The organism is Blautia sp. 2227st1_G12_2227SCRN_220401, assembly GCF_039062885.1.
GTDB lineage: Bacteria > Bacillota > Clostridia > Lachnospirales > Lachnospiraceae > Blautia_A > Blautia_A fusiformis.
This window is the reverse complement of sequence record NZ_JBCLNI010000016.1, coordinates 67,018-79,324: the sequence shown is the minus strand read 5'-3', so window position 1 is coordinate 79,324 and position 12,307 is coordinate 67,018. Positions and strand designations below refer to the sequence as shown.

At 43.9% G+C, this 12,307-nt stretch carries 7 protein-coding genes and 1 pseudogene; all 8 read right to left on the bottom strand.

Translation table 11 applies throughout. The features are described from left to right. Window positions 1–1,698, bottom strand: a pseudogene (locus tag ABCM67_RS09940) (conjugal transfer protein TraE); the annotation flags it as partial. After that, on the bottom strand, window positions 1,676–2,050 hold the full coding sequence (locus ABCM67_RS09935) for a PrgI family protein (RefSeq protein WP_096241069.1): 375 nt from the start codon (window positions 2,048–2,050) through the stop codon (window positions 1,676–1,678). The gene ABCM67_RS09935 and the pseudogene ABCM67_RS09940, both read right to left, overlap by 23 nt. 17 nt (window positions 2,051–2,067) lie before the next feature. Next, a complete protein-coding gene (locus ABCM67_RS09930) occupies window positions 2,068–2,937 on the bottom strand; it encodes a CD0415/CD1112 family protein (protein ID WP_096241070.1) in 870 nt (289 codons plus the stop codon). Between the two features lie 23 nt (window positions 2,938–2,960). Further along, a complete protein-coding gene (locus tag ABCM67_RS09925) occupies window positions 2,961–3,176 on the bottom strand; it encodes a Maff2 family protein (protein WP_005338487.1) in 216 nt (71 codons plus the stop codon). Window positions 3,177–3,316: 140 nt separating this feature from the next. Next, window positions 3,317–5,212 (bottom strand): type IV secretory system conjugative DNA transfer family protein, encoded by a 1,896-nt coding sequence (locus ABCM67_RS09920; RefSeq protein ID WP_342992831.1) that lies wholly within the window; start codon window positions 5,210–5,212, stop codon window positions 3,317–3,319. Then, window positions 5,209–5,736, bottom strand: a complete 528-nt coding sequence (locus tag ABCM67_RS09915) for a PcfB family protein (protein ID WP_004612793.1) — start codon at window positions 5,734–5,736, stop codon at window positions 5,209–5,211. Before ABCM67_RS09915 ends, ABCM67_RS09920 begins: the two co-directional genes overlap by 4 nt. Window positions 5,737–5,775: 39 nt before the next feature. Next, window positions 5,776–5,928: a hypothetical protein gene (locus tag ABCM67_RS09910; protein WP_342992830.1), complete on the bottom strand. Its 153-nt coding sequence runs from the start codon at window positions 5,926–5,928 to the stop codon at window positions 5,776–5,778. A gap of 92 nt (window positions 5,929–6,020) precedes the next feature. After that, window positions 6,021–12,011 (bottom strand): SpaA isopeptide-forming pilin-related protein, encoded by a 5,991-nt coding sequence (locus ABCM67_RS09905; RefSeq protein WP_342992829.1) that lies wholly within the window; start codon window positions 12,009–12,011, stop codon window positions 6,021–6,023. Between the last annotated feature and the right edge of the window lie 296 nt (window positions 12,012–12,307).

Sequence of the window (12,307 nt, the reverse complement as noted above, 5' to 3'; positions counted from 1 at the left end):
ATAATAAATAGATTCCCCAGCCATAAATAATTCCTGTGTGGTAAACGGAACAAAAATTGCTGTGGATGTCGTTGTCAGTGCCCGTTTGATTGGCACAAAATTCATCGCAAGCGGCAGGCAGCTCATCAGTCCCGGCTCCTGCTGGTAATCCAGCCGTTTCAATGCACAATTATATTTCTGTGCGATGCCGGCAGTCTGGAACACCACATTTTCCAATTCCTGTTTGGTCGGTGCGGTATTTAAAAACAACGCTGTCACAAGGAACATTCGCTCATTTCTGGACTGCAGATCTTCCAGAAGCCTTTTTGCTTCCCCACCGTATGTATTTAAGTCCGAAGGGATAATGTCCATGTCATAACCTGCCCGGACCGCTTTTTTCTGTTCCTCGATCTTCATACGGTTAATATCCGTCACCTTGCTTTTCACCAGTTTGATCGCCTTCATCTGGTCGATGGACTGGATATGGAAATTTACCATCAGGTTACTGTCCATCTCCAGAAACTCTGCCAGCATCTTGTCGGTAAGTTCCGGTGCAAGGATCTGTAAATAGGAAACAGCTCCCATCGTGCCGCCTATCTCAAAATCTTTTCCATTCTTAAATACAAAACTGGTCGGTGCGACATAATCCTTGGTACTAAGCCCTGTCCGAAGTACATCGTCATAAGAGAAATGGAACGGAACTTTGCTGTCCTGGTTAAAGGTTTCATACATGATCTGTAACCGTTCCTCTCCGTTCAGCGGATAGGCAGATACCCCAAGGATCTTAAAGTTATTCAGAATATCCGACTCGATACGTTCCAGTTTTGGCCGTGCTTCCCGGATATTCTCCGCTTCAATCCCAAATGTGATATATTTGGTACGCATCAGCCCGTTATTTCCTTTTGCCAGCTGGTTATTGAGCATCTGGGCAAACTCCATACGCAGGTCATCAAATGCATCCTCCTGCGGATTGATATGGATGACCTTCTCATACTCTGCCATGTTGCTGTGCTGGTTGATAAAAGACAGCTGAAAATGAATTGTGCTGTCAAAGTAATTCAGGAAATCACACCAGTTTTCAAAGATGGCGTTCTTATCTTCATTCTGTGCCAGCTGATAGTTGATGTCATAAAAACGGATCGTCTTGGAATAAAACTTGTCCTGCACCCGGCAGATACCGTCCCTTCCCATCTCATGGTATGGAATCGACTGCTGTGCAGTGATCCTCTTATCTCTGGCACTATCCGGTGTTTTCTTTCCTGTCCCACTGCCTTTCGTTCCGGAAACCACTTTTCCTGCCGGACGCTGCCCCGACGGTGCTGCGACAGGTCTGCTCTTTTTCTTTTTTGCGTTTTTCTTTGCGTCACGCACTGCCTGCTTTTCTGCTCTGGCTGCCAGCTTTGCTTCCCTTTTTGCATTTTTCTTATCCGCTTTTTCATGTTCCTTATGCAGTTTTTCTTCATATTTCTGTGCCCTTTTGAGGGCTTTCTTTTCCCTGCGTGTCAGTTTCCGGTTCGGTCTGCGGACACCTCTTTGCCGTTCCAGTGCTTCATACCCTGTCACCATCGGCTCATCATGCAGTCTGCCGCTTACTGGTCTTCTTTTCATTGCGGGGTCTGGAAGTTCTTCTTCTCCATCCTCCTCATCCAGCCAGTAATCATCCGGATATAATTCGTCTAAACTCTGTGGCGGCTGTCTATCGTTTTTTCTTTTTAACACTCTTCGTTCCCCCTTTCTTCTTTCTGACCACGGTATATTTTTTCTCGTACATATTTTCCATCTGGTACTTGCGTACCGGAGGACGGATAAATTTTACGGTGATCATATTTTTTAAGACCTTTTCTAACGGAAGCCCATCCTTCTCATACATGGCAAACAAAAATGCCGGAAGCATCAGAAGGCACATCCCGGTCGCTGCGTTACTGGAACCAATAATTCCCCTGCTTAAGAAATAAAACGGAAGCCCTACCGCCGCCGCAATCCCAAAGCAGATCAGCTGCCGTTTCGTCAGATTGAAAATGATCTTATTCTTGACCTTGGTTAAGTCTTTAGGCACAGATACAAATGCCATTGCCAATTCCTCCTTTCTTAATGGGCGTTAAAGATACTGCGGGCGAAGTTTCCTGTTTTCATCAGACTGAAACACAGGATCACCGTGTATGCCATCACGCCGAACAATGCAGAATGTATGTTATCTGACATTTGGATGTTTGCGACCAGGACCGCATAGATTCCCACGCAGACCATCATAAAAAATCCCTGGAATGCCAGTGCAAACAATCCACGAAGATAGTTGTTCCCGATCTGCCCCCATTCCCGGTTGGACATGGTTGCGAACGGGATCGCTCCAACGGACGAATAGAGATAAATCTCAATCATACGTCCATACAAAATCACTGTAATAAAGACTGAGATAATCTTCATACACAGGCTTACAAGCATCGTTTCCAGTGCCAGTATGACAAGTTCACCAATCTCCATAGATTCCATCGCCGTTTCCATTGTAGAGATCATCGTATCTATATTGATCGCTGTATCAGAACTGATAACTCCAGCTGCCCGGCTGACTACGGACTGCCCGACATCAAATACCGCCATCGTGATCGTAAAGGTATGGCTGACGATCCAGACTGCCACCCACATCTTGAAAAAGTATTTAAAGAACATCCAGGTGTCGATGTCGTGCATATTGTTCTTTTCTGTTAACATGGAAATCAGCTCATAACAAAGCACAAAGGTAATAATCATACCGGCAATCGGTACAATGACCGAATCGGAAAGATTTTGTATCATGCTGAAAATGTTCCCATTCCAGCCCTGCGGTGTCTGCCCAACCTGAGCAGCAATCTGACCGGTCTTTTCATTGACATCGGTATACATTGTTGTCAGGTTGGAACTTACCATGCCTGTCAGAAGATTCCTCATCCATTCTTCAATCGCTTCAAATATCCGATCCATGAGTCATCTCCCTCCTAAGTTTCTCAGCTAAACAAACCGGAAAGTAACGGTACAAGCTGGGTGCCGATCAAAACAACACCACCTCCCGCCATCAGCTGCTTAATCCCCTGGGATTTTGCACCCGGATTGTCGTTTCCGTAACCTTCCAGCAGGTTGATAACACCCCATACTGCAAGACCAGCTCCGATCGCTACTACAAGAGTCTGTAAAATATTAATTGCCTGATTAAAAAACGCCATAGTCGTTGTCTCCTTTCAAATCATTGCTTTTTCTCGGTTTCTATCTATGTTTTAAGAAGTCTCTTCCGGCTCTGCCCTTATGGGCGGCCTTTCATGATCTCTCAAATCCATCACCTCCCTATAAGGGCAAAGAAAAAGAGCTATGTGTCCGAATCTTTCACATGCTCTGCTTCCTTGTTTTCTGTATTTAATTCTTCTGCCAGACTTTCCTCTGAAAAGGCATACAGGTCAAATTCCTGTGTCCTTGTCAGCTTCGCTTCCATCCGATGCCGCATATACGCTTCCACATCAAATTCCTTTTTCTTATCATAGTCCGACAATTCCTTGTATCGTTTATGCTTGGTAATATCAAACTTGTCACTGAAAAATGGTCTGACACCTCTCAGCTGAAGGATACATTTACTGCCATCCATGACCGCAAGCTCGTCCCGGCTCATCAATTCCTTTCCTGTTTTCTGGTAATTCATCCCATAAGAACGGCTCTGTCCACGGGTATCAGAAGTGTTGTATAAATCAATCGTTTCCTTTCCCAGTGTCTCGGAAATCTCCTTTAATGTGGAACTTTCCTTTCCGCCAAGGAACAACATCGTATCGCAGTTACCTAAAATGGTTTCAGCAGCATCTTTATAGATGGTCTTGAGCTGTGACTGCGACTGGAGGATAATGGATGCTGAAATCTCACGGCTACGAATAGTTGCGATCAGCTTATCAAATTTCGGAATCTGTCCGATATTCGCAAATTCATCAGCTAATATTCTGACATGATAAGGCAATCGTCCATGGTGTACATCGTCTGCTCTGTCACATAACAGGTTAAATAACTGGCTGTACATCATTGCCACAACAAAGTTAAACGTATCATCGGTATCTGAAATAATGATAAACAATGCTGTCCTCTGATCCCCTACCATATCCAGTTCCATTTCATCATAACTCATGATCTCACGAAGCTCCGCAATATCAAATGGTGCCAGCCTTGCTCCACAGCTGATCAAAATCGACTTTGCCGTTTTGCCGGCGGCTAATTTATATTTTTTATACTGACGTACTGCAAAGTGTTCCGGTTCTTCTTTCTCCAGTTCCTCAAACAGCATATCTACTGCATTTTTAAATGTCTCATCATCTTCCCTTGTTTCCGATGCATTGATAAATTCAAGCAGTGTCGCAAAGTTCTGTTCCTCCTCCGGTGCTTCATACCAGATATAGCCAATCAATGCACAGTACAGAAGCCTTTCTGCCTTCGTCCAGAAATCCTCACTGGACTTCTCCCCTTCTCCTTTGGTGTTTACCATGATAGTATTCACCAGTTTCAGAATATCTTTTTCTGAATGGATATAGTGGAACGGGTTATAATGCATACTCTTGGAAAAATTGATCGTATTCAATACTTTCACTTTATATCCATGGCGTACCAGCATCTTTCCGCACTCAATGATGATCGTTCCCTTGGGGTCCGTGACCACATAGCTGATATATTTTCCCATCTGCATTAGATTTGGTTTTACATAAAACCGGGTCTTTCCGGAACCAGATCCGCCAATTACAATCACGTTCTTGTTCCTTGCAAATTTCGGATTCTTTGGTCTGCCATTCATGGTCAGCCGTTCCGTCATGGTCAGCAGGATATTGTTTTCAAATACCGGGTCGATAAAGGGTGCAATGTCTTTTGCCGTCCCCCATCTTGCCGAACCATACTCCACTCCCTGCCGGAACTTTTTGGCATTTTTTCCTTTCATGTAGACCATGAGCTTCACTGCCACGGCTCCAGTAATCCCAACCAGCAATTCATTTTTATGCATACTTGGGAGAATCCTGCTAAATGCCATCTGGAAATTTAAGATCAGTACCATCAGTCTTTCTATCATGGAATCACCTACACAGTATTGATATAACCATGCCAGCTTATTTCCCACATAAAAGATCACGATATATGTAAGATTCATCAGAACAATCCGAAGCAGCTTATGTACATCCACCGGCGGTAATCTCTCCAGGTATCCTTTTCCTACACCAAGCAACTTCTGTAATCTGCTCATAATGACGGCTCCTTCTCCTTTCCTTTTGTTTTCTCCAGTTCCCTGTGCTTTGCAAGCGATTTGGTGATTGCCTGCTGTAACTTCTTCCTCACAGATGGTTTTTTGTCCTTATTCAGAGACTTGCCCGTGTATTCCTTAAAAGCGGCAGTCATCACATCAGCATCCCTTGCCTTAAAGAACACATAGTATCTTGGCGGGTCCGCAGTCACATCTTTTTTCAGGCTGAAATCAATGCTGTACTTCTTTGCTACCCGTTCAAAAGACTTGATGTTTCCATCTGTGATCTCAATGTTGGACAGCTGTACATTCTGCTTCATCAGCTTATCAAGGCTCTGTTTTCCCTTGTAGGTCTTATCCTCCTTTTCCTTCTGGGGCTGCTTCTGGTTTGTTTTCTGTCCCTGCTGTTTTTTCTCCTGCTCCATCTTTGCAAGAGCCTTTACCATGGCAGCTTTCAGCAAGTTGGCAGTGACCTTGCCACAGCGGATACAAAGTGAGACTGTTTTCTCATTCACTTCATCCTGCAATCACACCACGCCCTTTCTTCTCTCACTGCTGTCTTATCCTCATTTATCACATTGCTGCTCCTTTCCTCTCTTTTCTGCCAGTTTCATATATTCTTTTTCTGATTCCACCCCCACTTTGATACAGCACCAAAGGACAAATCCATATACCAGAAATACTGCAGCCGCAGCAACGATCAATACTGTTTTTGTCATCTTCTTTTCTCCCTTCACATCTCTTGAAATTTTTCAAAAGGGCATCTATGAATCCTGTGTCCATAAATGCCCTCATCCATTACTGAAAAATCCTATGATCTCTTATTTTTTCTTTTGCGAAGAATCACTGTGCCACCAAGACCAGCCATTCCAGCCCCTGCAAGCAGAATCCAGAACAGAATCGGAGTATTATCTCCTGTCTTTGGTGAAGTCGATTTCTTTGTTTCTTCTGTGGTTTTCGTCTCCGGCGTTGGTGTGGTTTCTGGTGTTTCCGTCGGTGTCTCTGTTGGAGTTTCCTCCGGTTTCGCCTCATCCTTCATCACAACCTTCTGGATTTCTCCAGTATCTTTGACCGTAAACTTTACATCCTCTGCAACCAGATAACCGTCCGGTGCAGTTTCTTCACGAAGGGTATATTCCCCGATTGGAAGCATCTCAATATAGTGTGGTTTTTCTTCAGATGTCCAGCTTTCTACGGTCTTTCCATCTTTGTCAAGGATTGTCAGTTTCGCTCCTGGCAGCTCCTTACCAGAAATATCGGTCTTGGAAATCTGCACTTTTGTCACATCATCCTTCATTTCCACTTTCTGTACTTCACTGGTATCTTCCACCGTAAAAGTGATGCTCTCTGCTGTCACATAACCGTCCGCAGGAAGTGTTTCTGTCATGGTGTACTTCTTGCCAGCGGTCAGTTCTTTGATGATATGTGCTTCTTTACCGGAAGTCCATTCATCCACAGTGTTTCCACTCTCATCTGTGACTTTTAGTTTTGCTCCCTCAATCTCCTTTCCGTCTGTCAGGGATGTTTTGGTAAACTCTACGGTTGTCGGCTCATCTTCAAAAGTGAACGCATAAGACAGTGTTTCCTTATCTGCCCCACCATATTCAAAAGTAAATTCCTGTACCTGGTCTGTTGTCGCAAATCCCGGTGCCGGGGAAGTTTCTTTCACATAGTAGGTATAGCCAAGTGGCAGATCTGCCGTAAAGGTCAGTTTTCCTTCCTTATCCGTAGCCTGCTCCTCAATAACCGTATTTGCTTTCAGGATCACATCGCCTTTTGCATTGACAATATCTTCTTTATTGCACAGGGCAAATACAGCCCCTTCCAGTACACGGTCGGAATCTTTTTCTTTCTTTAGCACGTTCACTTCTGCCTTCTGACGTTTGTTCTGCCAGTCAGCGGAATAAGTAACAACTGCGGTATTCTGGTCACGGTAAGTCAAATCTACTTCACGAGTTTCTCCATCCAAGACATATCCACTTGCTGTCTCTTTCTCTTTGACATAGTATTTGCCAAGAGGAAGGTCTGTCAGTTTTGCCACGCCTGTTTCATCCGTCGTGATCGTTGCTACCAGTGCATCTTTCTTGTAGTAATCTTCACTCTCGCCATCCGCTGCTTTTATATCTTCTAAGGCATAAACCTCAAAAGTAACCTCTTTCAGGGAACCGGAAAGATATTCAAACAGATGCTTCATCCATCCGCCAATGGAATCCAGTGCAGATACTTTCTCCAGGAACTCACCTTTTTTATTGATGATAAGTGTTCCGGTTGGCACTGCATCTTTCATCTCTACCTTCTGGATCTCGGCAGTATCGTCCACAGTAAAAGAAACTTCTTCCGCCATCAGATAGCCATAAGGAGCCATTTCTTCACGAAGGGTATACGTCTCCCCGGCTGTGAGTCTTTCAATCAGATGTTCCTCACCCTTTACAGACTTCCATGTATCTACCACATTTCCATCCTTATCAAGCACCGTAAGCGTTGCCCCGGAAAGTTCCACGCCTGTCGTAATATCGGACTTCGTAAAGGTTACTTTTGTCGGCTGGTTCTTAAATACAGATTCCAGCTCTACCACTTTCACATCCTGTCCCTGATATTTGGCAGTCACTTCCAAAGTCTCAAAAGAAGAGACATACCCTGCCGGAGCTGCAAGTTCTTTGATATAGTAAGTACCAAATGGAAGGTCAACGTCAAATACTGCCCTTCCATCTTCCCCACTGACTGCTTTTCCAAGTAAGGTATCTGCCTTCACAATCACTTCTTCATGTGTCAGAATATCTTCTTTTGCATAGATGCCAAACTCTGCACCTGCCACAACCGTTTCTGTCTCTGCATCCTGTTTTACTACGGACACTTCCACTTTCTGACGGTCATTCTCAAAAGTTGCTGTCTGCTCGATGACTGGTGTTTTCTGGTCTTTGTATTCAAATGTTACTGTCTGTGCTTCTTCGTTTAACACAAAGCCCTCTGGTGCTGTCTTTTCAACAATCTTATAGGTTCCAAGTGGAAGGTCGGTGATCTGTGCCTTTCCATCCTTATCCGTGGTAACAGTTCCTACCAGTTCCCCGGAAGCATACTCCAGGATACGGTTTCCGTTATCATCTTTCTGGAAGTCTGCTGTATAAATATCTTCTGCAGCATACATCTCAAAGACTGCTCCCTCCAGAGTTTCTTTCTGATAAGTAAAGTCATCTTTATAACCATTTAAGACCTTACCCTGTTTTACGATGTTCAGTTCTCCCTTAACCGGATGATTCTCGTATACAATCTCGATGATCACATCGCCGGAAGTTCCGTCCATCTGATATGCTGTATTGGAATCTACATTCACCTCATAGTAATTCTCATTGAGCGTATATCCATAAGGTGCGTTCACTTCCTCAATACGGTAATGTCCAATTTTCAGATTCTGTGGAAGGATTAAGTATCCCTGCTCATCTGTAAAATAAGATTTGTGTTTTACCGTCGTCGGATAGGTTGTTACCTGTTCCACATACTTTTCTGTATCCAGGTTAAAAATCTTAAACTCTGTATTCTTCTGAAGCACTGCTTTCTTTGTCTCATCGTCCTGTTTGATGATCTTCAGCTTTGCTTCAAACTCTTTGTCAAGCAGCACTCTCCATACCTGCGGTGTAGTCGGATGATTTTCCGTAATCTGCACGATGAAATCATTGACCGGAGTGTAATTATGTGGCGTGATTGTTTCACGGACGATGTAAGTTCCATAAGGAAGTGCAATACTGCGGGCATACCCTTTCTCATCCGTAAAGATCTCTGTTGCACCATTTTCCCCTATCACTACCGGCTTGACAGAATCAAAGTCATAGCTGCCATCTTCTTTTACTGTCAGGGATGATACCAGATAAGCGGTAAATCCTGCACCTTTCAGTAAATCGGCATCTGTCTTTCCGTTGTTCGCTGCCTTGATAATCTCAAATGGCTGCTTCATCACCTGTTCCAGAGACAGACAGTCACGCTTCACTTCCGCTACAAGATCACCATCGTAGTTGCAGACCAGATCATGTTCTTCTTCATCTGCCAGGTAACCCGTTGGCGGAGTAATCTCTTTTACATAGTAATTACCAAGGTATAATCCATCTACGGAAGCCTGTCCATTCTTATCTGTTGTGAGAGTGGCAACCTGCTCGCCTGCTTTGTAGATCACACCAGTTGCTCCATCCGGATGGACAATATCCTCACGGGCATACAGTCCATAGACTGCCTTTTCTAAAGTAGCATCTCCCTGTGGAACAGCCTTCTTTGTTTCTTTATCCTGCTTCTGTAAGGAAATCTTTGCTATCACACGCTCGTTTCTGAAGGTATGCTTAAATGTCAGTTTCGCTTCCTTATCGTTTGTATAAGAAAAAGTAAACGTATAGACATCATCCGCATTTCTCAGATAGCCTTCCGGAGCCTGTACTTCCTTTACATCATAGGAAAATCCCAGCGGCAGGTCTGCGGTAAACTTCGCCATTCCATCATTTCCAGTTGTCACTTTCTCAATCAGAGTGCCTTTCTTTACAACAACCGTTCCATCTGCATTTTTAATGTCACTGGCTGCATAAAGTCCAAAAATTCCTCCATCCAGAGGATTTTCTGTATCCTTATCCTGCTTTGTCACAATCACTTCTGCTTTCTGTCTGTCATTCGTAAAGGTTGTCTCAGAAAAAACAACATCTACATTCTGTCCTGCATAAGAAAGAGTGACAGACTTTTCTTCCCCGGCATTATAAAATCCGGTCGGAGCCTGTTTTTCTTTGACGATATATGTACCAAGATGCAGGTTTTTCAGAATGACTGCCCCATTCGAGTCTGTTGTCAGATTCTCTTTGACCAGATCACCCTTGCTGTAAACCTTGGCACCATAAGCAGTTTTAATATCTGCCCCGGCATACACATCATAAATCGCACCTTTCTGTCTGCGTTTCTCATACTTAAATGTTGTTCCATTCTCGGTGACATCTGCACCTGTCAGAACCTGACCTTCTTTATAAACAGTCAGCTGGCCCATCTGTTCTTCATCCGGAACAGTCACAGTTGCTGTTTTGCTGACTTCCAGTTTTACGTTGTAGGCAGTTGCATTGATACGGTATCCTGTCGGAGCTGTAATCTCTTTCAGATATACGGTATTCTGTGTCTTAATGATCTGTACGGACGCTTCCCCATTCGCATCAGTTGCCGGTAACTTTGTGATCAAATTTGTACAGTTTGCATCACTGTATAAACCAAACACGGCACCTGCCAGCTTTGCGTCTGCTTTTGCATCTCTTTTAATCACCTTAACACTTGCGTACTGTACCCATGTTACTTTGAAGTCCACATATTTTTCATCATCAACACCTTCACCAAATACCAGTGCCAGGTCCTGTGAACCAGATCCGGTACTGATCTTATACGCAGAATAATCTTTTGTTACACTGCCTTTCATCGTTGCAGACCAGTTTCCTGCGACATCCTGTACCTGTGTAAGAGGTGCAGATAAGTAAAACTTGGTTCCACCACTGATTTCCACTGCTTCGCCAGCTTTGCTTGTCTTTCCGGTTGTCACGTTATGGAGTTTCACACCACTTGGGAGTTTCATTGTGATACTCTGCAGTTCATCTGCTTTAAAAGTGATTTCCTTTGTTCTCTGGCTGTTGCCATCTACATAAGCTGTCACATCTGCATCTGAAAAAGACATTGCCACATCCGGAATATCTGGCTGAGAAATACAATAATTATAAAGTTTTTTCGCAAGATTCTGTGCAGTAGTGTTTGCACCAGAAAAAGCATCGGAACTGCCATTCGCATATGACGCAGCAAGATGTACCAGAATAAATCTGGCTCCTGCACTCAGGTTTCCATAGCCATTTTCTTCTGTAAAAAATCCATCATCGCCAGAGGCTTTTGTGCCATAGTAGCATACTTTAGCCAGTGCTTTGCCATCCCCAACCTTATTGATTGTATATGTTCCCGTACCAGGTCCCGGTTTGGACGGCTGTACACAATAAGCTGTGGCGGACACATTACCGAATTTTACGGTATACTGATACGTCAGATAAGTTCCATAACCATAATCCGCATATCGGTATTCGGCACCTCTTGTCACTGAAACCTGTTGTGAACTTCTTGCATTTCCTGCTGCCGCCATAAATGTCACTGTTTCACCCGGCTCCATCTCATACAAGTCAATTCCTTCATTTTCTGCCTGATCCATTACTTCTGAAACAGTCAGACCAGATTCTTCATCTGTTGTTACTTCCTGTCCATCTGTAAGATCAGTCACAATCTCTTTTGCCCTGTCCGAATCAGCATCTTCCTCCGCATTACCGGAATCTTCTGTTTCACCGGCATTTCCTTCACCAACTGTATTTTCAGAAGAACTCTTTGTCTGTTCTTCTGTTTCTGGCTCTTTTACCGTAATGTTTCTGCTTACTCTGTAAGCTGGGTGACCGCTGACTGGCTCTACTGCATAGACAGCTTTGTAGGTATCCGGTGTATGTGCGTCAAAATCTGTACCGGCTTCACTCTTTGCTTCATGGAATAAAACTTTCACCTTTTTTTCATTCACGCCCTCTATACCGGACAGATCGACTTCCACCTCAAATTCTTCTCCATAGGGAATCTCAATATCCTTTGCTTCCACAATTTCATCTTTATCAAGAGTATCCTGCACATCCTGCAGTTCCGGATATTGCTGTTCAAATGAAGTTGGCTCTGGTTCTAATTCAGAAGCAGAAACCGTGACTGGTTGAACGATAACAGACGCCAAAGTTGCAACTGCCATAAATCCTGACAAGAATCTTTTAAATCGCATTTTCATTTTGACTGAGTCCTCTCTTTCTTCGATAATTTACTCCACTTTCGTTCAGGCTTACACCTGCATGAATCAATCATAGGAACCACCTCCCTTATGTCTTGGATTGACTTTTAAATAAAAACAGGATTGAGCTATTTAAGCCGCAAGAGGTAATTCGTAATCATTCCTGCCAAGGGTGCCTCTCATCCATTGCCCTTCACGTTGTCACCGAATGCCCGCCGCCAGATGCGTAGCTGGGAAATTCAGGTATCCTCTTGCTGCTGATATGAAATTGTCAAGGTTCACTTTTAGGGGGGAAT